15 protein-coding genes and 1 pseudogene are annotated in these 22,906 nt (G+C 72.3%); 5 read left to right on the top strand and 11 right to left on the bottom strand.

All coding sequences use genetic code 11. The features are described 5' to 3' along the window. Window positions 1–106 precede the first annotated feature (106 nt). Complete coding sequence (locus IF00_RS0103530; RefSeq protein WP_030314073.1) at window positions 107–1,693, top strand: glycoside hydrolase family 53 protein; 1,587 nt, start codon at window positions 107–109, stop codon at window positions 1,691–1,693. Between the two features lie 57 nt (window positions 1,694–1,750). On the opposite strand, the gene IF00_RS47585 is transcribed toward IF00_RS0103530, so the two are convergent. From IF00_RS47585 to IF00_RS0103515, 3 genes are all read right to left on the bottom strand, one after another. Then, window positions 1,751–1,879, bottom strand: a complete 129-nt coding sequence (locus IF00_RS47585) for a hypothetical protein (RefSeq protein WP_280922604.1) — start codon at window positions 1,877–1,879, stop codon at window positions 1,751–1,753. A 240-nt stretch (window positions 1,880–2,119) separates the two neighbouring features. Further along, on the bottom strand, window positions 2,120–3,025 hold the full coding sequence (locus IF00_RS0103520; RefSeq protein WP_030314070.1) for an SMP-30/gluconolactonase/LRE family protein: 906 nt from the start codon (window positions 3,023–3,025) through the stop codon (window positions 2,120–2,122). 236 nt (window positions 3,026–3,261) lie between these two features. After that, the gene (locus IF00_RS0103515) at window positions 3,262–4,032 is read right to left on the bottom strand and encodes an IclR family transcriptional regulator (protein ID WP_030314069.1); all 771 of its coding nucleotides are present in this window, start codon (window positions 4,030–4,032) and stop codon (window positions 3,262–3,264) included. A 278-nt stretch (window positions 4,033–4,310) separates the two neighbouring features. On the opposite strand from IF00_RS0103515, the pseudogene IF00_RS43380 reads away from it, so the two are divergent. The 3 genes and pseudogenes from IF00_RS43380 to IF00_RS0103495 all read left to right on the top strand — a co-directional run. Then, a pseudogene (locus tag IF00_RS43380) lies at window positions 4,311–5,219 on the top strand (mandelate racemase/muconate lactonizing enzyme family protein); the annotation flags it as partial. Between the two features lie 31 nt (window positions 5,220–5,250). Next, window positions 5,251–6,048, top strand: a complete 798-nt coding sequence (locus IF00_RS46760; RefSeq protein ID WP_030314064.1) for an alcohol dehydrogenase catalytic domain-containing protein — start codon at window positions 5,251–5,253, stop codon at window positions 6,046–6,048. 128 nt (window positions 6,049–6,176) lie between these two features. Beyond that, window positions 6,177–7,208: a LacI family DNA-binding transcriptional regulator gene (locus IF00_RS0103495; protein ID WP_030314062.1), complete on the top strand. Its 1,032-nt coding sequence runs from the start codon at window positions 6,177–6,179 to the stop codon at window positions 7,206–7,208. On the opposite strand, the gene IF00_RS0103490 is transcribed toward IF00_RS0103495, so the two are convergent. From IF00_RS0103490 to IF00_RS0103470, 5 genes are read right to left on the bottom strand one after another with little or no spacing between them, the layout of a single operon-like run. After that, a complete protein-coding gene (locus tag IF00_RS0103490; RefSeq protein ID WP_030314060.1) occupies window positions 7,198–9,393 on the bottom strand; it encodes a glycosyl hydrolase family 95 catalytic domain-containing protein in 2,196 nt (731 codons plus the stop codon). The two genes, IF00_RS0103495 and IF00_RS0103490, sit on opposite strands and share 11 nt — an antisense overlap. Beyond that, a complete protein-coding gene (locus IF00_RS0103485; protein ID WP_078944518.1) occupies window positions 9,390–11,462 on the bottom strand; it encodes a beta-galactosidase in 2,073 nt (690 codons plus the stop codon). The genes IF00_RS0103490 and IF00_RS0103485 overlap by 4 nt, the downstream gene beginning before the upstream one ends. Window positions 11,463–11,509: 47 nt before the next feature. Next, complete coding sequence (locus IF00_RS0103480) at window positions 11,510–12,454, bottom strand: carbohydrate ABC transporter permease (protein ID WP_030314056.1); 945 nt, start codon at window positions 12,452–12,454, stop codon at window positions 11,510–11,512. Window positions 12,455–12,462: 8 nt separating this feature from the next. Further along, complete coding sequence (locus tag IF00_RS0103475) at window positions 12,463–13,494, bottom strand: ABC transporter permease (RefSeq protein ID WP_030314054.1); 1,032 nt, start codon at window positions 13,492–13,494, stop codon at window positions 12,463–12,465. A gap of 2 nt (window positions 13,495–13,496) precedes the next feature. Then, complete coding sequence (locus IF00_RS0103470) at window positions 13,497–15,221, bottom strand: extracellular solute-binding protein (RefSeq protein WP_030314051.1); 1,725 nt, start codon at window positions 15,219–15,221, stop codon at window positions 13,497–13,499. A 349-nt stretch (window positions 15,222–15,570) separates the two neighbouring features. On the opposite strand from IF00_RS0103470, the gene IF00_RS0103465 reads away from it, so the two are divergent. Continuing rightward, window positions 15,571–18,495, top strand: coding sequence for a glycoside hydrolase family 3 protein (locus IF00_RS0103465; protein WP_030314049.1), 2,925 nt, complete (start codon window positions 15,571–15,573; stop codon window positions 18,493–18,495). A gap of 9 nt (window positions 18,496–18,504) precedes the next feature. Here IF00_RS0103465 and IF00_RS45520 read toward each other — a convergent pair whose 3' ends face one another. The 3 genes from IF00_RS45520 to yicI all read right to left on the bottom strand — a co-directional run bounded on the left by IF00_RS45520 (window position 18,505) and on the right by yicI (window position 22,766). After that, complete coding sequence (locus tag IF00_RS45520; protein WP_030314048.1) at window positions 18,505–19,767, bottom strand: hypothetical protein; 1,263 nt, start codon at window positions 19,765–19,767, stop codon at window positions 18,505–18,507. Window positions 19,768–20,051: 284 nt separating this feature from the next. Then, window positions 20,052–20,510 (bottom strand): pyridoxamine 5'-phosphate oxidase family protein, encoded by a 459-nt coding sequence (locus tag IF00_RS0103455; RefSeq protein WP_030314047.1) that lies wholly within the window; start codon window positions 20,508–20,510, stop codon window positions 20,052–20,054. 24 nt (window positions 20,511–20,534) lie between these two features. Continuing rightward, window positions 20,535–22,766, bottom strand: coding sequence for an alpha-xylosidase (gene yicI / locus IF00_RS0103450; protein ID WP_030314046.1), 2,232 nt, complete (start codon window positions 22,764–22,766; stop codon window positions 20,535–20,537). Window positions 22,767–22,906 lie beyond the last annotated feature (140 nt).

The raw sequence follows: 22,906 nt of genomic DNA, 5'->3' as shown, positions 1-22,906 counted from the left end.
CCCGGGGGCGGCGGCGTCCGCTGCGCCGCCCCCGGGTGAACCGCACCACCCGTAAGGAACCACCCGCACCACACCTCTCATTGGCCGCCGTCGAAGGGACTCGACGATGCACCCCACCACCGCCGGAAGCCGCATCCGCCTGCGCGCCGCTGCCGTCGCAGCCGCGCTGGGCGCCCTGCTCCTCGCTCCGCTGCCCGCCGCACACCAGGCAGAGGCCGCCGCCACCCTCACGAACGCCGGGTTCGAGAGCGACGCCACCGGGACCGCGAACCCGGCCGGCTGGTCGACCTACTCGGCCGCCGGACAGAATGCCGCCTCGTTCACCGAGGCCGGGGGCCACGGCGGCGGCTACCGCCTCAGCCACTGGTCGGCATCGGCGTACAAGGTGGAGACGTACCAGTACCTCTCCGGGCTCGCCGACGGCACGTACACGCTGAGCGCCTGGGTCCGCTCGGGCGGCGGCCAGAACTCCGCCTATCTCGCCCTGCGGAACTGCGGCTCGGCCGAGCAGCGCACCGACCTGCCGGTGACGTCCGCCTCCTGGATACGGATCGTCACTCCGGTCACCGTGACGGGCGGCGCCTGCACCGTCAGCATCAACTCCGACGCCAAGGCCGGCAATTGGCTGAACGTCGACGATCTGACGTTCACCGCGGGATCGACCGGTCTCACGGTCAGGGGCGTCGACGTGTCCTCCCTCAGGAAGAGCGAGGATCTCGGCGGGACCTACAGGTCGGCTTCCGGCACCACGGGCGACGCGGTCGCCCTCCTCAAGAACGCGGGTGCCAACTACGGGCGCCTGAAGGTGTGGGTGAACCCGGCCGACGGTTACAACGACAAGGCTCGCGTCCTCGCCACCGCGCAGCGGATCAAGGCCCGGGGCATGAAGCTGCTCGTGGACTTCCACTACTCCGACATCTGGGCCGACCCGGGCGCCCAGACCAAGCCCGCCGCCTGGCAGGGCCACTCGTACGCGCAGCTGAGGACGGACGTCTACAACCACACGTACGACGTCCTCAACGCCCTGAAGGCGCAGGGCACCACGGCCGACATGGTGCAGATCGGCAACGAGATCAACACCGGCATGCTGTGGCCGGAGGGCTCGACGAGCAACTGGTCGCAACTGGCGGGGCTGCTCGACTCCGGTGTCTCCGCGGCGAAGGCGGTCTCCTCGACCACCCAGATCGCGCTGCACCTCGCGAACGGCGGGGACAACGCCCTGTACCGCACGTGGTTCGACAACGCGACCGCGCAGGGCGTGCGTTACGACGTGATCGCGTTCTCCTTCTACGGCTACTGGCACGGCGCCCTGTCCTCGCTCCAGGCCAACCTCGACGACGTCTCCGCCCGTTACGGCAAGAAGGTGATGGTCGCCGAGACCGCGTACCCGTTCCGGCTCGACAGCGAGGACGCCCACGAGAACATCATCGACCTGTCCTCGGAGCTGGTTGCCGGCTACCCGGCGAGCGCCGCCGGCCAGTCGGCCTGGCTGCGGGACGTCATGAACGTCGTCGAGGCGGTGCCGAACGGCCGCGGTCTCGGTGTCTTCTACTGGGAGCCGACCTGGACGGCCGTCCCGGGCAACGGCTGGGACCCGGCCGACTCCTCGTCCGGCAACGGCTGGGAGAACCAGGCGCTGTTCGACTACGACAGCAAGCTGCTCCCGGCGGCGAACTGGCTGGCGCACCGCTGACCCACCGTGCGGAAGGGGCGGGCTCGGTCACGGGCCCGCCCCTTCCGCACGTTCCGGCTACCACTCGGCGAGGGAGCCGTCGTCGCGCCGCCAGGCCGGGTTGCGCCGGCGGTGGCCGACCTCGGCCCGCTCCACGGCCTTCGCGTCGCCCTCCCTTCCGGGACCGGGTCCCGTGGGCAGGCCCACATGCCCGTCCTCGTACCGGAAGACGGAGCGGTCGACCAGAGGGTCGAGCAGGTCGGAACCGGTGTTGTAGTGGATGCCGGGGCTCTGCCTCGGAGACGACTCGTCGGAGGTGGGGCGGCAGGCCGCGGTCGCGGCGCCGCGGGCCCGCCAGGGTGCGGAGTCGGCGTTCCCACGGAGGCGGCGTCGCCCCGGAGGCGGCCTTCTACGGGCGCGCGCCCTTCCCGCTCCCCCGGCGGCCGGTCAGAGGTCGGCGTACGGAACGCTCGGCAGTCCCCTCCCACCCGGACGGCAGACGAACAGCCGTCCCGCGTCCGGCTCCGCCCGGCGGCGGGGCCCGGGCAGGCCCTCGGTGGCCGTCGTGATGACCAGGACGTCGAGGTCAGGTCCGGCGAAGGCACAGCTCGTCACATGGGAGGCGGGCACCTCCACGCGCGCGTGGAGGGTGCCTTCCGGCGTGAAGGCGAGGACTTCGCCGCCACCCCACACCGCCACCCACACCCGTCCCTCGGCGTCCACGGTGAGCCCGTCCGGCACTCCGCGGTCGAGGACCGCGAACGGCCTGCGGTCGCTCAGGGTGCCCGTGGCCACGTCGTACGCGAAGACGTCGACCCGGCCGGTCGGGCTGTCCGCGTAGTAGAGGAGCGTGCCGTCCGGGCTCCAGCCGAGGCCGTTCGAGATGGTCACCGACTCCAGGAGCGTGGTGAGGCCGTCGCGGTCGAGGCGGTAGAGGGCGCCCGCGCCGGGGCTCTCGTCGTACGCCATCGTTCCGGCGAGGAGCCGGCCCGCCGGGTCGACGGCGGCGTCGTTCATACGGCGGGGCAGGCCGTCCTCGAGCATGACCGGCGCGGCCAGTTCGACGGCCTCGGCGATCGGGCAGTCCTCCTCCAGCCGGAGGACGGAGGTACCCGCCGCCACGAGCAGGGCTCCCGAGGCGCAGGGCTGGACCGCGCCGACGGGACGGTCGAGGCGGAGCGTCGAGACGGCGACCAGGTCCGGCTTCGCGTCCTCGTGGGTCAGGGCGGCCCGGTGGACGAGGCCGTCGGGTATGTCCACCCAGAGCAGTTCCTGGCGCCGGGCGTCCCAGACGGGCCCTTCCGTCAGGCGTCCGGGCAGGGGGGAACAGGGCTGGGCCCTGAGGTGCTGCATCTGGCCTCCTCGGTGTCGTGTCAGTGGTGCGACATCAGGAAAACTACGGAGGTCGTCGACCGGACCGGGCCCTCCGGTGCGAAGTCCCGACTCCGGGCGGCGGAGTCCCGGGGGCGAGGGGCGTCCTGAGTCCGGACGGTGGAGCCCCGACACCGAGAGGCGAACTCCCGACTCCGGGCGGCGGAGTCCCGGGGCCGGCACGGTGGAGTCCTGGCAGCGGCGGTGCGGGCCGAGGTTCAGCGCACGGTCCGGTGCCCGAGCCGCTCCGCCAGCCGGCTCGCACCCTTCACGGCCAGCGCCGTGAGTTCGTTCTCACGGTCCTCGCTCCAGCGGTGCACGGGTACCGAGACGGACAGCGCCGCGACGACCCGTCCGGTGCGGTCCCGTACCGGCGCGGCAACACAGCTGACGTCGGGGTTGGACTCCTGCTGTTCGCCCGCGACGCCGAGGATCCGGATCTCGGCGAGCGCGGCGCGCAGCGCGTCCGGGTCGGTGATGCTGCGGGGCGTCATGCCCGCCAGGTCGTATCCGTCGAGGCGCTCCTCGAGCTCGGCCTCCGGGAGGGTCGCGAGCAGCATCTTGCCGACGGCCGTGCAGTGGGCGGGCAGTCGGCGTCCGGCCGCGGAGACCATCCGTACCGCGTGGGTCGAGTCGACCTTCGCGATGTAGATGACGTCCATGTCCTCCAGGACGGCCACATGCACCGTCTCGCCGCAGGTGTCGGCGACTTCGCGTGCGACCTGGTGGCCCTCGGCGGCGAGGTCGAGCTGCTCGGCGTACCGGCTGCCGAGCTGGTACGTGCGGACGCCGAGCCGGTAGCGGCCGGGCTGTTCCGGCACCGCCACGAGGTAGTGGCGGGCGGTCAGGGTGGTGACCAGCTCGTGCGTGGTGGTGCGCGGCAGCTGGAGCCTGCGGGTGATCTCGGGGGCGGACAGGGTGCCGTCGCCCTCCAGGAAGAGCTCCAGAACGTCGAATGCCCTGGTCACCGCCGGAACGAGTCGTCCCATGGGTCCCCCACCTCACCTCTGCCCGTTCGATATCCCGCACTACGACCGAAATCGCGAACAGAGACTAGCGGCGCGCCCCCCGCCGGGCAACGGTTCGCCGGAGATCCCGCCCCGCGCGGAGCGAGTGGACGCGCTCCCGTTCACACCCCGGCGGGCCGCTGCCTACCGTCACGCCGATCCACCGAACGATATTCGATATCTCGAACAAGCAGGCAGACCGCAGACCCCCACCACGCCAACGTCCACGTCCACGTCCACGTCCCCGGGGAGCAACCACCGTGCGCATCACGGGAATCACCACACACGTCGTCGGCACGCCCTGGCGCAATCTCACCTATGTGCTCGTCCACACCGACGAGGGGCTGACCGGTGTCGGCGAGACCCAGATGCTCGGGCACACCGACGCGCCCGTCGGCTACCTCCGCGAGGCAGAGCACAACCACATCGCAGGTTCCGACCCGTTCGCGGTCGAGGATCTCGTACGGCGCATGAAGTACGGGGACTTCGGGCGGGCCGGCGAGATCGTCATGTCCGGTGTCGCGGTCGTCGAGATGGCCTGCTGGGACATCAAGGGCAAGGCCCTCGGCGTGCCCGTCTGGCAGCTGCTCGGCGGGAAGGTGACCGACCGGGTGAAGGCGTACGCGAACGGCTGGTACACCACCGAGCGCACCCCGGAGGCGTACCACGCGGCGGCGCGTGAGGTCGTGGCGCGCGGCTACCGGGCGCTGAAGATCGACCCGTTCGGGAACGGCCACTACGAGCTGGACGCCGAGCGTTCGCGGGAGGCCGTCGCACTCATCGAGGCGGTACGGGACGCCATCGGCCCGGACACCGAGCTGATGGTGGAGATGCACGGCCGCTTCTCCCCCTCGACCGCGGTGCGGCTCGCACGCGAACTCGCCCCGTTCCGGCCCGCATGGCTGGAGGAGCCGGTGCCGCCGGAGAACCTCAGGGCCCTGTCGAAGGTCGCCGAGAAGGTGGACCTGCCGATCGCGACGGGGGAACGGATCCACGACCGGATCGAGTTCCGTGAGCTCTTCGAGTCCCAGGCCGCCGACATCGTGCAGCCCGACATCGGTCACATCGGCGGCATCCTGGAGGCCAGGAAGCTCGCCGCGACCGCCGAGACCCACTACGTGCTCGTCGCCCCGCACAACGTGGGCGGCTCGGTCCTCACCGCGGCCTCTGGGCCGAGGGCTGGGAGAAGAGGCAGCCGAAGTGAGCCGCGCCGATGCCGACACCGACGCCGACGCCGACGCCGACGCCGACGCGGGTACGGACGCCGCGGGCCGCCCCGACCCCGCCGCGAGCCACCCCGACCCCGCCGTCAGCCGCCCGGCGCCGGCCCCCGCCATGAGCCGCGCCGCCGTGAGCCGCACCGTTCTCGTCGAGCGGCCCGGCGTGCACCGGCTGATCGAACGGCCGGTCCCCGCACCCGGCCCCGGCGAGGTCCGGGTGCGGGTCGCCGCCGCGGGGATCTGCATGAGCGACCGCGAGCTGCACGAGGGCCACCGCGCCCCGGGCTACGTCCGCTACCCCATCGTCCCCGGCCACGAGTGGTCCGGCACCGTGGACGCCGTCGGCGCCGGGGTCGATCCCGCACTCCTGGGCCGGCCCTGCGTGGCCGAGGGCTTCCGGGCCTGCGGTCACTGCGAGCGCTGCCGGTACGGGGAGACCAGTCTCTGCACCGCCGGATACGCCGAGACCGGCTTCACCGAGCCGGGCGGCGGCTACGTCCGGATGTACGAGGCGGCCGAGTTGATACGGCGGGGCGCGCCCCTGTATCTGAAGTTCGGGCTGAGCCGGGCGGCCGGGATCTACCCGTACGGGGCCCATCTGCGGGAACTCGCCCTCGCCACGGCTCGGGAGCGGGTGCGGCGCGGCCGGCTCGTCCTGGATCTGCTCGCCCGGCACGGGGCGGACGGCGGGATGTCCCCGCTCGGTTCCCGGCACCCGGGGGAACTCCGGCGCTTCGACGCCGACACCTCGCCCGTCGAAGCGCTTCGATCTTCTTGACCCACTTCTCTGGACACGTCAACACACCCGCGTTACGGTCTCGCTGAGCCGTCGACGCGATCGTTCGAGTGGCATCGTCGAAGCGATTCGCATCGCCTCACCTCAGTCACGGCCCGCGGGGAGAACGGATGGTCACGCTTGCCGAGGTCGCCCGGCACGCCGGAGTGTCGGCCAGCACGGTGAGCTACGTCCTCAGCGGCAAGCGCCCCATCTCGGACCCCACCCGGCGGCGGGTGCGGGCCAGCATCGAGCAGCTCGGCTACCAGCCCCACGCGGGCGCCCGCGCACTCGCCAGCAGCCGTTCGCGGATCATCGCCCTGATGGTCCCGCTGCGCACCGACATGTATGTGCCCGTCATGCTGGAGATCGCGGTCGCCGTCGCCACCGCCGCCCGCGCGCACGGCTACGACGTGCTGCTCCTCACCGGTGAGGAAGGCCCTTCGGCGCTCCGCCGCGTGACCGGCAGCGGGCTCGCCGAGGCGGTGATCCTGATGGACGTCCAGCTCGACGACGAGCGGCTGCCGTTGCTGCGCGCGGCGGGTCCGCCGGCCGTCCTGGTCGGGCTGCCCGCCGACCCGGAGGGGCTCGACTGCGTCGATCTGGACTTCGCGGCGGCCGGGGCGCTGTGCGTGGAGCATCTGGCCGACCTCGGGCACCGGGAGATCGCGGTCGTCGGCGAGTCGCCCGGCGTCTACGCGCGCCATACGGGCTTCGCCGAGCGCACCCTGCGCGGACTGCGCGACCGGGCTGCCGAGCGAGGGGTCCGGCTGCTGCACCGGCCGTGCGAGGGCGGTCATGACGCGGTGGCGGGGGTGCTCGCCAGGGTTTTCGACGAGCGGCCCGGGGTCAGCGCGTTCGTCGTGCAGAACGAGACGGCGGTCGAGCCGGTGCTCACGCTCCTGCGGCGGACCGGCCGGGCCGTGCCCGAGGACGTGTCGGTGGTCGCGGTGTGCGCCGGCCAGATCGCCGCCCAGGCCTCGGTGCCGCTCACCTCGGTGGCGATCCCCGCGCAGGAGCTGGGCCACCGGGCGGTGGAGCGGCTCGTCGCGGGCCTCTCCCCCGGGGAGGGGGCGGACACGGCGGGCATCGAACTGCTCACGCCGGTGCTGACCGTACGGGACAGTTCTGGTCCTCCTCCCCCGGCCGGGCTCAGGAGCTGACGATCCGCTCCTCGCCGGCGCGCAGGACGAGCCGGGTCGCACCGGCCGGGGTGCGGACGTCGATCTCGGCGTCCCGGTCCGGGCGGAGGACGGCCCGGTACGTCCCCGGTGACCACGTCAGGTCGACGCGGGCGCCGAACCGGGTCCGTACGCCGGTGAGCCGGCCGCGCGGGCAGCGGCCAGGCGGGGCGGGGAGCAGCACGAGCCGCTCGGCCGTGGACTGCACGAGGGTCTCGACGAGGAGCGCGGGCAGGGTGTGGGCGGCGTCGGCGTTGTAGACGTCGCGGGCCGGGTAGTGCGCGCTCATCAGGGAGTCGTGGAAGTAGTCGCCGGTCAGCACGCGCGCCAGAGCCTCCTCGGTACGGGCCGCGTCGCCCAGCCGGGCCGCCACCAGGCCGTGATGCAGGTGTCCGTGGGCCGAGTCGTTCTCGCTGCCGCGGAGTGCGAGGGCGCGCCGGGCCGCCGCGGCGAGCTCGGGGGTGTCGTACGGGTTGATCTCGTCCAGCGGCCAGACGGGGTAGAGGTGGCTGAGGTGCCGGTGGTCGTAGCGGTCGCCCAGCCCGGGCCGGGCCCACTCGGCGAGCGCGCCCTCTTCGTTGATCCGGTAGGGCGGGAGGCGGTCCGCGAGGGCGCGCAGCCGCGTGGCGTCGGCGTGGGGCGCGCGGTCGGCCGCGGCACGCAGGGCGTGCCGGGCGGCGGCGATGTCCATGGTGGCGTCGACCGCGCCCCAGCTCCCGGCGCGCGGCCGGTTCTCGGGTGAGTACGAGGGGACGACGACGATACGGCCGTCGGGTCCGGTCCTGGTGAGGAAGTCCTCGTAGAAGAGGGCGAGTTCGGCGAGGAGGGTCGAGGTCCTCGGGTCGCGCCGACCGCTCGTCTCCTCGTGGTCGAGCAGCGGCTTGAGAAGCCAGTCGGCGCCCGCCGTCCACAGGTGGAGGGGGTACTCACGGCTGAAGTGGTACGTGTGCCCCGAGAAGCCGTCGGTGTGGGAGGGGGCGACGACGCCCCGGGCGCCGAAGATCGCCCGGGCGTTGTCCCTCCAGTCGGACAGCTGGCCGTGGACGAGGTCGGCTTGGGCGCTCGTCACCTCCGGCAGGTCGGCCGCGGCGGCGGAGGCGGTCTGGAGGTTGAGGTTGGCGTTGGTGGTGAAGGCCCCGGACCAGGCCGTGTTCCAGTCCCCGGTCCAGAGTCCGGGGAGCCGGGGCGGATGCGAGCCCGAGGAGGAGAGCAGGTGGTAGCGGCCTGCCGCGAAGAGGCGTTCCAGGAGGGCGGGGCCGTCGGGGCGGCGGAGGAGGGCGGAGCCGGGGAGGGCGCGCTCGGTGGGGTCCGCGCCGAGGTCGAGCGAGACACGCCGGTAGGCGGCGCTGTGCAGAGCGGTGTGGCGGGCGAGCAGCCGGTCGTGGAGGGTGGGGAGGTCGTGGCCGCCGGTCAGTGACCGCAGGTCCTCCGTCGCCGGGGCCGGGTCGAAGTGCTCCGTGTGGCGTCGCACCCGGGTGAGGAGGAGCAGCTGCCCCGCGCCTTCGACGCGGACGCCGCCGGCGGTGACCGTGGTGCGTCCGGTGTCGGTGAGCAGGAGCGTGATGCCGGTGTAGCCGAGCGGGCTGTCCGGGTACCGGGCCCGCAGGGTGAGGACGGTCTCCCGGCGTGCGGTGACGACGCCCCGGCCGGTCCCGAGTCCGAGGGGGACGCCGGGCAGCCGGTGGTCGAGGTCGATGTCCACCACGGGACCGGGCGCGGTGACGTACTGGACGATGACGTCGTCGGCGCGTGAGACGAAGACCTCGCTGCGGCGCTCCCCGCACTCCCCGGTGACCACCCCGGTGGTGAAGTCCACGTTCCGGCGGACGGGGGCGGCGGGGGCGGTGTTCTCTCGTCTCCGCAGCCGGGTCAGGAAGCCCGGGTGGAACGGCTGGACCCAGCGCAGCGGGCGCCCGTCCGTGAACCGTTCGGCGGCCGTCGCGTCTCCGGCGAGCAGGGCGTCCTGGAGGGCGGGCAGCGCTGCGGCGAGGCGGGGCGGCGTGGTGTCGGCGGGGGCGTTGTTCGGCCGCACGAGGGTGTGGTGGGTGACGATCACCCGGTCGTCCCCGGGATCGCCGAGGACCAGGGCGCCGTGCCTGCCGTTCCCGGCGAGAAAGGCGTCCTCCCAGCGGGCGGCGGGCGCGGGTTCCCAGGTGCCGTGGATCACGGACGCCCCTCCGGCACGGGACGGGCCCCCGGTCCGTGCTCCTCCCGTGTCCCCGCGTCCGCTGGCTCCGGGACCTGCGCTCCGGACACCTCCAGGACCGCCACTCCGTACCGTTCCAGCTTCAGCGCCCCCGCGATCTCCGTCCCGGTGAGCAGGTCGCGGTGGCGGCCGGGCAGCGTGACCGTGACCGGGTCGTGGCCGTGCCGGAGGAGGAAGAGCAGGTCGCCGCGCCGGACGGCCTCGACGTCCGCCGGCAGGCCGTCGACGACGGGCCGCACTCCGGCCTCCTCCGCCACGGCGGACAGGAGCCGGCTCAGGGCGGCCGGTTCGGGGAGGGTGGTGAGGTAGCGGGCGCGGCCGTTGCGGAGCACGGCGGGCAGGCCGTCGAGCTCCCCGCCCCGGTAGGCGGCGACCGTCTCGGCGCCGGGGGCGGCGATGAGTTCCTCCGACCAGAGTGTCCCCCGGAAGGTGCCGCAGTCGACGTGTTCGCCCTCGTCGAGCGGCCACCACTCCTGGAGCAGGTCGATGCCGAGGAGCTCGCGGAGGCGGGCGTCCATCCCGCCGGGGCGGACCCGGTCGTCCTGGTCGGCGATACCGGTGAGGAAACCGCACACGAGGGTGCCGCCGCCCCGCACGTACGCGACGAGGTTGTCGATCGCGGTGTCGTCGAGGAGGTAGAGGTGCGGCACGAGGACGAGCCGGTGGCAGCCGAGGTCGTGGTGGGGGTGGGCGAAGGAGGCGGGAAGGTGGGCGTCCCACAGGGCCCGGTGCCAGGCGCCGACGATCTCGGCGTGGTCGACGCGGCGCGAGAGCGCCCCCTCCTGGTCGCCGGCCCACCAGGAGTTCCAGTCGTGGAGGACGGCGATGCCGGTGGTGACCCGGCTGCCCGCGACCCGGGGGCCGAGCCGGGCGAGGTCCTCCCCGATGCGGACGGTCTCCTGGAAGACGCGCCCCCGCTCGCCCGCGTGGCCGAGCATTCCGGAGTGGAACTTCTCCGCCCCCTGCCGGGACTGGCGCCACTGGAAGTAGCAGACGGCGTCCGCTCCGTGGGCGATGGCCTGGAGGGCCCACAGGCGGTTGAGTCCGTACGGCTTGGGGTGGTTGACGCCTCGCCAGTTGACGGCGCCTGCGGCCTGCTCCATGACCATCCACGGTCCGCCGCCCGCCTGGGAGCGGGTCAGGTCGCCGATCATGGCGTTGTAGGCGGCGGAGCCCGGGTCCCTCGGGTCGGGGTAGACGTCGACCGAGACGAGGTCCTCCTCGGCCGCCCACGTCCAGCCGTCCTGACCGGACCAGAACGGCATGAAGTTGGTGGTCACGGGGAGGTCCGGGGTGTGGCGGCGGACGATGTCGCGTTCGGCGCGGTAGCAAGCGAGCAGCTGGTCGGAGGTGTAGCGGCGGAAGTCGAGGACGTGCGCCGGGTTCTTCAGGTAGTGCGCCCGCCGGGGTGGCAGGACCTCGGCCCAGTCGCCGTACCGCTGGCTCCAGAAGTCGGTGCCCCAGGCGGTGTTGAGCGCGTCGAGGGTGCCGTACCGGTCCTGGAGCCAGCGGCGGAAGGTGCGGGCCGCCTCGTCGCCCCAGTCGTACGTGCAGTACTCGTTGTTGATGTGCCACATCGTGAGCGCGGGGTGGCCGGCGTAGCGGGCCGCGAGGTCCTCGGTGATCGAGGCCGCGTACTGCCGGTAGACCTCACTGGAGTGGGAGAAGTGCTGGCGTGAGCCCCACCATTCGGTCCGGCCGTCCTCGTCGCGGGGCAGCGTCTCGGGGTGGAGCCGTCCCATCCAGGGCGGTGGCGAGGAGGTGGGGGTGGCGAGGACGACGCCGATGCCGTGGGTGTGCGTCAGGTCCATGAGGCGGTCCAGCCAGTCGAACTCGCGTTTCCCGGGGCTGGGTTCGATGCGCGCCCAGGAGAAGACGCCGAGGGTGACGGAGGTGACCCCGGCGCGGCGCATGAGCCGGACGTCCTCGGTCCAGGTCTCCTCGGGCCACTGCTCGGGGTTCCAGTCGCCGCCGTAGAGGATCTGGGGCGGGCGGCCGGGCGGCCGGGTCACATCGTCGAGGCTCGGCATCCGACTCTCCGTGGGAAAAGGGGGGTGGTGTGGATCGGGCGGCGGGATCAGCCCTTGACGGCGCCGGTGAGCATGCCCTTCCTGAAGTGCTTCTGGACGAAGGGCGAGAGGACGGCCACGGGCAGCAGGGCCAGGACCATGACGGCCATCTGGACGGCGAGTCCGGAGAGGTTGCCCGCCTTGACGGCCTGGCCGAGGCCGACGGGGATCTCCTGCTTCTGCGCGAGCTGGATGAGGACGTTCTGGAGCGGCATCATGTTCTGGTCGCTGAGGTAGATGGAGGCGTTGAACCAGGCACTCCAGTAACCGACCGCGTAGAAGAGGGTGATGACGGCGATGACCGCTCTCGACAGCGGCATCACGATCTGCCAGAGGATGCGCAGGTCTCCGGCTCCGTCGATGCGTGCGCTGTCGACGAGTTCGGGTGAGACGCCCATGAAGAAGCCGCGCAGGACGAGGATGTTGAAGACGCTGACGGCGCTGGGGAGGATCAGCGCGAGATAGGTGTCGGTGAGGCCGAGGGTCTGTACGAGGAGGTACGTGGGGATCAGGCCGGCGCCGAAGAACATGGTGGCCATCAGGGTGAGCAGGATGAAGCGGTGGCCGAGCGAGCCGGGCCGGGAGAGTCCGTACGCGCAGAGGATCGACACGGTCATCGAGAAGACCGTGCCGGTCAGGGTCACCAGGACGCTGACGACGGCGGCGCGGGTGACCTGGCCTCCGCTCAGGAGCTCCTGGTAGGCGATGAAGGTGATGTCCCTGGGGACGACCACGAGGCCGCCGGTCTCCGTGATCGTCTTCTTGGTCGAGAGGCTGGTGACCACCACGATCCACAGCGGGAAGAGGACCGCGAGGCAGGCGAGGACGAGGACCGCGCCCTTCGCGGCGAGGCCCGTCCGGCCGGGCGGCTCCTCCCAGACGGGCCGGGCGGGCGCCGCCCATCGGGATCGGGCAGGACGTCCGGTCGTCTGCGGTCGCCGGTTCGCTGCCAGGCTCCGGGTCACGTGCGGTACACCCCCTGCTCGCCCATGAGATGGGCGGTCTTGTTCGCCGAGAGGACCAGCACGAGGCCGACGACTCCCTTGACCAGTCCGGCGGCGGCCGCGTAACTGAAGTCCTGGCTGCGCAGACCGGTCCACCACACGAAGGTGTCGAGGACCTCGGCCGCCCCCGGGCCGACGGCGTCGCGCTGGAGCAGCAGTTGCTCGAAGCCGACGGTCAGCGCGTCGCCGACGCGGAGGACGAGCAGCAGCGCGATGACGGGGCGCAGCGCGGGCAGGGTGACGTGCCACATGCGCCGCCATCGCCCGGCACCGTCCATCGCGGCGGCCTCGTACAGGTCCTGGTTGACGGCGGCGAGCGCGGCGAGGAAGACGATGACGCCCCAGCCGGCGTCCTTCCAGATGCCTTCGGCGGTGACGAGGAACGGGAAGACCGCCGGGTCGGTCATGAGGTCGAAGCCCTCGTGGCCGTGCTGCCGGAGGGTCTGCGCGATGATGCCGGCGCCGCCGAGGATCTGCTGGAAGACCGTGATGACGAGGACCCACGAGAAGAAGTGCGGCAGGTAGAGGATCGCCTGGACGACCGCCCTCACCCGGGGTCGCAGGACGCTGTTGACGAGCAGGGCGAGCGCGATGGGCACCGGGAAGAACAGCACCAGTTGGAGGAGGAAGAGGACGAGGGTGTTCTCGACGGCGTGCCAGAACCCCGGGTCGGAGAGGACCCGTTCGAACTGGCCGAGGCCGACCCACGGGCTTTCCAGCATGGCGGTGACGCCGTTGGTCGAGAGGTACGGGTCGTAGTCCTGGAAGGCGACCACGTTCCCCAGGATCGGGACGTAGTTGAAGACGACGACGAGGACGAGCGCCGGGACGGTCATCAGGAGCAGGGCCCTGTCGCGGCGGAGCCGCCGGCCGAACGGGACGTGTCCGGCCGTACGGGGCCGCCGCGGGTCCCGGCGGCGGCCCCGTGGGGTCCGGGCGGTGGCGGCCGGCGCGGCCGGCTCCGCCGTCTTGGTGTCGAGCGTGCTCACGGTCAGCTCGCCGCGGAGCCGTTGGTGTCGAGGAGCTTGCGATACCAGTCGCGGAGCTCGTCGCCGCCCTTGGTCTTCCATTCGGAGACGGCCTGCTGCATGTCCGAGACCTTCTTGCGGCCGCGCACGATGTCCTTCTCCAGCTGCTCGAAGTCGTTCATGAGGCCGGTCCACCGGGACGGCTCGGTGACGGTCATGCCGTAGAAGGAGGACTTGGAGGTGACCGCGCCCATGCGCTGCTGCCATTCGGTCATGGCCCGGGTGACCTCGGGGGTGTCGGGGTGGGCGATGTACGGGGCGGGGCTCGCGACGAACATCCAGGAGCTGCTGACCTCCTGGTTCCCCTTGTCGGTCTTGACCGGAAGGCCGTTCTTGACGGTGTGGTGGACTCCCTCGACGCCGTAGTCGGTGAGCATCCGCTCCTTGGTGCCGTAGGGGGCGGCGGTGAAGTCGGCGACGGCGAGGGCGTCCTCGATCACCGCCTTGGAGCTGCCCTTCCTGATGAAGGCCCAGATGTTGGCGGGGTTGGTGGCCCACAGCTTCGGGAGTCCGCCGGCGTGGCCGGGGATGTCCATGGCCGCCATCGCGAACGACGCGTTCCGCGCGGCCTGTTCGGAGGTCTTGGCGTACCAGTGCGAGAGGTCGTTGTTGTAGATCAGGCACTGCCCGGCGGTGAAGCGGTTGCCGGTGTCGCCCTGGTTCTGGGTCTTCTCGTCGGGGTGGACGACTCCGGCGTCGAAGAGCTTGCGGGTCCATTCCAGTGCTTCGAGGTACTCGGGGGTCTCGATGCGGTTGACCAGTTTGCCGTCGACGAGGTTCCAGCCGAGCGCCTTGTCGCTGCCGGACAGCACGCCGAACATGTTGTACGCGGTCCAGGTCATGTCGCCGCAGGCCCACACCTTCGCCTTGGCGCTGGTGATCTCCTTGGCGAGGGCGAGGAACTCGTCGGCGTTCTTGGGGAGTTGCCAGCCCTTCGCGTCGAAGAGGTCCTTGCGGTAGAAGGGCGCGATGTTGGTGACGTACGAGGCGGGCATGGGCAGACCGCGGAGTGTGCCGCCGAAGATGGAACGCTGCCAGGCGTCGGTGGGGATCGCCGCGAGGTTGGGGTACGCCTTGACCTTGTCGCCCGAGAGATACGGGCCGAGGTCCTCGAACTTGGCGTCGACGGCGCTGGGTATCCTGCCGCCGAGGTTCCAGCCGGGGACGACGACCACGTCGGGGATCTCGCTGGAGGCGAGGACGGCGCCGAGCTTCTGGTCGTAGACGTTGCCGTCCTGGTTCTGCCAGGTGGCCCGGACTCCGATGGCCTCGTTCATGGCCTTGTAGTACGGGTTGTCGGGGGCGGGCGGCGGTCCCCAGAACGGCGCCATGATCGTGAGGGCGCCGCCCTTGCCCCTCCTCCCGGTGACGGAGGCCTTGAGTTCCGCGCCGGGGATGGCGCGGGTGAAGCCGGCCGCCGAGCCGTTCTTCGGCGCGATGTCGGGGGCGACGACGGTGCTCGCGACGAAGGCGGGGAGGAGCTTGGCCGCGTCCTTGCCGGTGGTGGTGCCGTCCTTCTTCCCGCTGCCCGAGCCGCCGCCCCCGCAGGCCGTGAGCAGCGGCGCGCCGCCGGCGGCCACGGCGGCGGCGACGGCGGTGGAGGCGAGGAAGCCCCTGCGGCTCTGCCCGGAGCCGCTCCGGCTCGGGGTGGATCTCCGGGAGTCCGTGGAGACGGCGTTCGGCGTCATTGCGTCAACCCTTCATGGCACGCGCCAGGACATACGGCGACCGCGGGGGTGCCGGCCGGCTGTGGTGGAGGTGGTGCGGGCGGGGCGATAGCCCGGGCGCTCTCGACGATCGAGAGTCGAAGCGCTTCGATATTGCTGCGAGGTTAAGTGAACGTCACAGGCGCGGCAAGAGTCGCCGCCGAGAATCTCTCGGGATTGCCCGTCGGCACGAGAACACCCAAGTGGGTTGGAACGTAGGGGAGATGGTGGTGGACCACGCCTTGACACCCACTCCTCCCGCACGGAGCATCGAAGCGCTTCGAAAGCTCAGCCTTCCCGGCCTCCACACCCCTCTGCAAGGGACTCGCACGTGACTGCACACCGGCCGCCCTTCCACGACCCGGCGCTCCCCGTCGCCCGCCGGGTCGACGACCTGCTCGACCGGCTCACCGCCGGCGAACGACTCGCACTCCTGCACCAGTTCACGCCGGGGGCCGACAGCGTCGGCCTCGCCGCCTTCCGCACCGGCCAGGAGGCCCTGCACGGCGTCGCCTGGATGGGACCGGCGACCGTGTTCCCGCAGTCCGTGGGCCTCGGAGCCACCTGGCACCCGGAGTTGGTGCGCCGGGTCGGCGAGGCGGTCTCCCGCGAGGCGCGCGCGATGCGCGCCAAGGACGACCGGGTCGGGCTCAACCTGTGGGCGCCGACGGTGAATCCGCTGCGCAACCCCCTGTGGGGTCGCGGCGAGGAGGGGTACGCGGAGGACCCGGCGCTGACCGCCGCGATCGCCACCGCGTACACCCGGGGCCTGCGTGGCGACCATCCCGTGTACTGGCGCACGGCACCCGTCCTCAAGCACTGGCTGGCGCACAACAACGAGACGGCCAGGGACACGTCCTCCGCTTCGGTACGCCCACGAGTGCTGCACGAGTACGACCTGCGGGCCTTCCGGGGCCCCGTCGAGGCGGGCGCGGTGGCCGGGGTGATGCCCGCGTACAACCTCGTCAACGGCCGGCCCAACCACCTCTCCCCGTACATCGAGGAGGAGCTGCGCACCTGGACGGACCAGGAACTCCTGGTCTGCTCGGATGCGGGTGCGCCCTCCAACCTGGCCGATTCCCAGGGGTACTTCGCGACGCACGAGGAAGCGGTGGCCGCGTCGCTGCGCGCCGGGGTCGACTCCTTCACCGACCACGGCACGGACAGTTCGGTGATCCTCGGGAGGCTGCGACGGGCCCTGGAGGCCGGTCTGGTGGACCAGGAGGACGTGGACCGGGCGGTACGGCGTCAGCTGACGGTGCGGTTCCTGCTCGGCGAGTTCGACCCTGAGCTCGATCCGTACGCGGACGAGGCCCGGTTCGACACCCCCGAGCACCGGGAGCTGGCCCGCGAGGCGGCGGAGGCGGCGGTCGTCCTGCTGCGCAACGAGCCACTGGAGGCGGGTGGCCCGCTGCTGCCCCTCGCGGACGACGGGCGCCGGATCGCCGTGGTCGGACTGCTCGGCGATGCCTGCAAACTGGACTGGTACAGCGGCTCGCTGATCCACCGATCCTCCCCGCTGGACGGACTGCGGGAGCGGTTCGGCGCGGACCGGGTGACGTTCGCCGAGGGCGTGGACCGGATACGGCTGCGGACCGCGTCCGGCGCCGCGCTGCGGGTCCCCGAGAGTCAGGGCGCGGCGGCCGGCGCGGGGCGGGGTACGGCGGCCGCACTCGATCCGGCGCTGCTCGCCGGCCGTACCGACCTGCCGCCGCTCACCGCCGACGCGGCGGGCTCGGAACTCGCCCTGGTCGACTGGGGCGACGGGGTGCTGACCCTGCGGGCCCCCGACGGCCGCCACCTGTCGGTCGCCGAGGACGGGTTCGTCCGCGCCTCGGCGGACGAGCCCGGCGGCTGGGTCGTGCACGAGACCTTCCGGCTCGAAACCCATGAGCAGCATGCGCACGAGCACCTCCTTCTGCACCTCGGTACGGGCGGCTACGTCTCTGTCGCCGCCGACGGCGTGAAGGTTGCCGCCGACCGGGAACCCGCCGAACCCTTCACGGTGGAGGTGATCGAGCGGGGCGAGGAGGCGGTCGCGCGGGCCGCCGCCGGGGCGGACACGGTGATCGTCGTCGCGGGCAACGACCCGCACATCAACGGCCGCGAGACGGAGGACCGGACGACGCTCGCTCTCCCGGCCCACCAGGAGCGGCTCTGGCGGGCCGCGCTCGCGGCGAACCCGCGGACGGCACTCGTCCTGGTCTCCTCCTACCCGTACGCAGTCGCGGAGGCCGCCGCCGCTCTCCCGGCCCTGCTGTGGACCGCGCACGGCGGGCAGGCGGCGGGCACGGCGCTCGCCCGGACGCTCGCCGGGGACGTCTCCCCCGCGGGCAGGCTCCCCCAGACCTGGTACGCGACGGACGCGGACCTGCCGGATCTCTTCGACTACGACGTCATCGGCGGCCGTCAGACGTATCTGTACTTCGACGGCACACCGCTGTTCCCCTTCGGACACGGTCTGTCGTACACGACGTTCGCGTACCAGGAACTGACGGCAGCCGTGGACGGGGAGACGGTACGGATCTCGTGCACGGTCGCCAACAGTGGTGCCGTCGCCGCCGACGAGGTCGTCCAGGTGTACGGGCGGGCCGTCGCCCCCTCCGTGCCGCGCCCGCACCGCGAACTGCTCGCCCACGAACGGGTCCACCTCGCGCCGGGCGCGGCCGCCTCGCTCTCCTTCGCGGTGCCGCTCACGGCGCTCGGCCACTGGGACGTGGCCCACGGCCGGTGGACGGTGGAGCCCGGCCCGTACGAGATCCACGCGGGCGCGTCCGTCGGTGACATCCGCCGCACGGTCCGCGTCGAGGTGGCCGGCGAGGCGCCGGGGCCGCGCCCGGTCCTGGGGGACGGTCTCGCCGCGGTCGACTACGACGAGCAGTCCGGGACGGTCATCGTGGACCGTACGAAGGCCGCGGGGGAGGCGGTGACCTCGGCGGACCCGTGCACGGAGGCCGAGGCGGACACGGTGGGCATGCTCGTCTACCACTCCTGCGACTTCGGCGACGGGGTCACCGAGGTGACCGTCACCGTCGCGGGCGAGACCGGCGGCAAGGTGGTCCTCGGCACCGCCCACGGCACGGGCCCGGACCGCGTCGCAGGCGTCTCCGGCATCGCCCGCATCGAGGTCCCGGCCACGGGCGGTCCCTACGTCTACCGGACGGTGCGCGCCCCTCTCGTCGCGCGGGAGGTGGCGGACCTCCGTGTGGAGCTGCGCGGGGACCTGCGCCTGGCGCACATCGGTTTCCACGCCTGAGAGGAAGGCTCAGTCCTCGGGGACGCGGGAGGCGCAGGTGCTGAAGGGGTTGTCGATGACGCACTGGAAGAGCGCGCTCCAGTCGCTGCCGCTGTCCTGGGCGCCCGCCCCGACCGTGTCCGCGCAGGTCGTGTCGCTCAGACCCCACAAGGATCCGTCCGGCCAGCCGGCCTGCTGCGTCCGGTTCTGCACCACGTCGAGGCAGGCCTGGGGAGCCTTCAGACGCTTGAGCTCGGCCACGAGTTCCTGGTGGGCGGGATGGTTCGTCGCACCGGCCTGCTCGTCGAGTGTCTTCTTCGCCGCGTCCCGGTCCGCCTGGGAGGCGTCCGGGTTCTGATACGTCTTCAGCGCCCCGGCGTTCCGCTTCAGCTTCTCCTGGACCCTCTGCCTGTCCGCGTGTTGCTTCGGCGTCGTCGTCGGCTGCTGGACGGCCAGCAGACCGCCGAGGATCTGGTCCGCCCACAGGGAGTAGTACGCCTTGTCCGCGGGTGACAGGTTCGATGCCGCGAGGTTCGCGAGGGTGACGTTCAGGTCCGCGAGGACCGCGTGGGTGCCGTCCCGCTGGTCGGCGGGCACGTCCGGGTCGGTGAACTTCGCCATCGCCTCGCTGACGCCGACCACGAGCCTGTCGTACCTGGCCTTGTCCTCGGCCGACGTGGCGGGGTCCATGCTCAGTTTCAGGACCTGGTCGAGGCCCGCCCCGACGGCACTGGCCAGGTCCTTCTCGAACGGGGAGGCGTTCGGGTCGCCGAGGATGCCGAGGACCGTCTCCAGCGACTTCTGGACCGTCGCCTTCTCCTCGGCCGAGAGGTCGGAGCTCGCGAGTCCGGCCTCGATCCGTGTCCTGATCTCGTCGGGGGTCTGCGGCGCGGGCGCTCCGCCCTCGGCGGGAGGTGCCCCTCCGTCCTCGCCGGGAGGAGGTGCCTCCGGCTCGCCCTCACCGGGAGGCGGAGCCTCCGGCTCACTCTCACCGGGAGGAGGTGCCTCCGGCTCACTCTCACCGGGTGGCGGAGCCTCCGGCTCACTCTCACCGGGAGGAGGTGCCTCCGGCTCACTCTCACCGGGAGGCGGAGCCTCCGGCTCACTCTCACCGGGAGGCGGAGGCTCCGGCTCGCCCTCACCGGGAGGCGGTGTCGGCTCGGCGGCCAGGACCGCCTGGGGCTGCGCGGAGGCGCCGGCGGCCGCCGCGACGCCTCCCGTGAGCCCCAGAGCGGCAGCCAGGAGGGACGCGCTCGCGGCCCGGATGACATGTCGCCGGACATTTCTTGTCATGGGGCGTCCAGGTGCTATCGGTGCGCAGACCCTTCCGACGGCCGCTCCCTAAGGGCGGCCCAGGTGCCCGGAGTTCCACGTCTCAACGGTGCACAGGAGTCATACGACCCACTTTTCTCTCCCGCACCGGATACCGCAACTCGGCAACTCGACGCTCCTTCGCGGCGGCCGAGCCCGCGCCGACACCGGGTCCGGGACGCGCCGACACCGGGCCGGGGGCCGGTCCCGGCGCGGTGTCGCGCATCGCGGTCCCGCGGCGGCGTTCCCGGTCGACGCCGTCCGTCTCAGACCGCCCAGACGCCGTCCCGCATCAGGTGGCGCCCGGCCAGTTCGGGCTCCTCGAGCCAGGCCTCCACGGCGGTGGGGCGGACCCGGAACCAGCCGTAGGCGGGTCCCGAGTTCCGCGGGTCCCACCCGCACTTCGCGGCGAAGGCCTCGATCGCCGCCGTCGGCACGTCACCGACGACGAGCGTCGTCACGTCACCGTCGATCAGGACGACGTCCCGGGTGTGCCCGAGCGCCAGCCGGGTGCTTCCGCCGGCGGCGAGGTTGCGGCCGGTGGGGTTCGTCAGCCGGGTGCACAGCCAGATGTCCGCGCCGTCCCAGTGGAAGGCCAGCGGCACGAGGTACGGCCGGGCGTCGGCGCTCGCCGAGGCCACCCAGATGTCCACCTCCTCCGCCAGCCGGGCGAGGACGTCCTTCTTGCGCTGTTCGGGGTCTCGTATCGTGGGATGCGTCGTCATGGCCCCGACCCTACGCCGTGGCGATCACACTCCGCCCGGCCCCAGGACCCGCACCGTGTACGGGAGTTCCGTGCCGCTCACGATCGCCCGCGGGCCCTCCGGCGTGCGGGTCACCTCGTACACCGCGGCCGTCGCACCCCCGTGGTCAGGGACCGTGACCCGCACCGTGCCCGCGCCCCCCGGGGCCACCAGCAGCGTCAGGCCGTCGGGCCAGTCGCCGTCCGGGCGGGAGTCGTCGGCGCCGAGGGGCAGGACCGCGCCGGGGCGCACGTACAGCGGAAGGCTGTCCAGGGCGTGGGTCTCGCGGCGCCAGCAGGGGCCGGTGACGGTCTCGCCACTCAGGAGGTGGGTCCAGTCGCCCGCCGGGAGGTAGACCTCGACCTCGCCCCCGAAGGTCAGCACCGGCGCGACCAGGAGGTCGGGACCGAGCATGTACTGACGGTCGAGGGTCCGGCACGCCGGGTCCTCGGGGAACTCGAGGAGCATCGGCCGCATCACCGGCACCCCGGTCGCGTGGGCCTCGGCGGCGGCCCCGTACAGGTACGGCATCAGCCGGTGCTTGAGCCGGGTGAAACGCCGGGCGACGTCCACCGCCTGCTCGCCGAACTCCCACGGCACCCGGTACGAGTCGCTGCCGTGCAGCCTGCTGTGCGAGGACAGCAGCCCGAAGGCGAGCCAGCGGGTGAAGACCTCCGGCTCGGGCGTGCCCTCGAAACCGCCGATGTCGTGGCTCCAGAAGCCGAATCCGCTCAGGGAGAGCGAGAGGCCGCCGCGCAGGGACTCGGCCATGGCCTCGAAGGAGGCCCAGCAGTCGCCGCCCCAGTGGACGGGGAACTGCTGCCCGCCGGCGGTCGCCGAGCGGGCGAAGAGGACGGCCTCGCCGGTGCCGCGTTCCTTCTCCAGGAGGTCGAAGACGGTCCGGTTGTACAGCTGGGCGTAGTAGTTGTGCATGCGCTCGGGGTCCGAGCCGTCGTGCCAGACGACGTCCGTGGGGACGCGCTCGCCGAAGTCGGTCTTGAAGCAGTCCACGCCCTGGGCGAGCAGCGGCCGCAGCTTGTCCTGGAACCAGGTCCTGGCCTCGGGGTTCGTGAAGTCCACGAGGGCCATGCCGGGCTGCCACAGGTCCCACTGCCAGACGTCGCCGTTCGCCCGCCGGAGGAGAAGTCCGCGCTCCCTGCCCTCTTCGAACAGGGGGGATTTCTGGGCGATGTACGGGTTGATCCACATCCCGACGCGCAGCCCCCGGGCCTTCAGCCGGGCGAGCATGCCCTCCGGGTCGGGGAAGGTCTCGGGGTCCCAGCGGAAGTCGGACCACTGGTACTCGCGCATCCAGAAGCAGTCGAAGTGGAAGACGGAGAGCGGGATGTCCCGGGCGGCCATGCCGTCGACGAAGGAGGTGACGGTGGCCTCGTCGTAGCGGGTGGTGAAGGAGGTGGTCAGCCAGAGGCCGAAGGACCAGGGCGGAGGCAGGGCGGGGCGCCCGGTGAGTGCCGTGTAGCGGGCCAGGACGTCCTTGGGGGTGGGGCCCGCGACGACGAGGTACTCGAGGGTCTGGTCCTCGACGCTGAACTGGACCCGGCCGACCGCCTCCGAGCCGACCTCGAAGGAGACGCGTCCTGGGTGGTTGACGAAGACGCCGTAGCCGCGTGAGGAGAGGTAGAACGGGATGTTCTTGTAGGCCTGTTCGCTGCTGGTGCCGCCGTCGGCCTGCCAGATGTCGACGCTCTGCCCGTTCTTCACGAACGGGGTGAAGCGCTCGCCGAGGCCGTAGATCTGCTCGCCGACGCCGAGCGCGAGCTGGACGGCCATGTGGTGGGCGCCGTCGGGCGTGGTGACGAACGCGGTGCCCTTGCGGCCGGTCCCGGTGAGCGTACGGCCGTCGTCGTCGTGGAACTCCAGGGCCCAGGGAGCCGATCGGTCCAGGCGCAGCCGGAGGGGGCCGGAGGCGAGCTCGACGACCGGTCCGTCCTGACGGACCGCGCCCGCCCCCGAACCCGAGCCGTCGAGCTCGAAGTCGGGCCCTCGGTGGACCTTTCCCGCGTGGTGGGTGACGCGTACGCCGATCACGCCCTCGGCGGGTGCGTGGCACTCCACCGTCAGGAGAGCCGAGTTCAGGGTGTCGCCGCGGGTCTCGACCCGCTTGACGGAGGCGTGGGCCGTGAAGCGGTCGGCTTCCAGGCGCAGATCGCGGACTTCCGTGGCGTACGAGGCGTGGACGCCCTCGCGCATCAGCCAGAAGCCGTCGGTGAACTTCATGCCGGTCCTCGGGGTGGGGTGGGGAGGGCTGCACCGAGCCCTCAATAGTTATCCCAGAAAACAAATCGGCGGGCCAGCCCCTTCACCAGCCGACCGGGGGCGGCGGGACGCCGGCCGTAGAAAGCGTTTGCGTGAAGCAT

Source organism: Streptomyces flavochromogenes (assembly GCF_000717595.1).
GTDB lineage: Bacteria > Actinomycetota > Actinomycetes > Streptomycetales > Streptomycetaceae > Streptomyces > Streptomyces flavochromogenes.
This window is presented reverse-complemented; position numbering and strand designations above follow the sequence as displayed.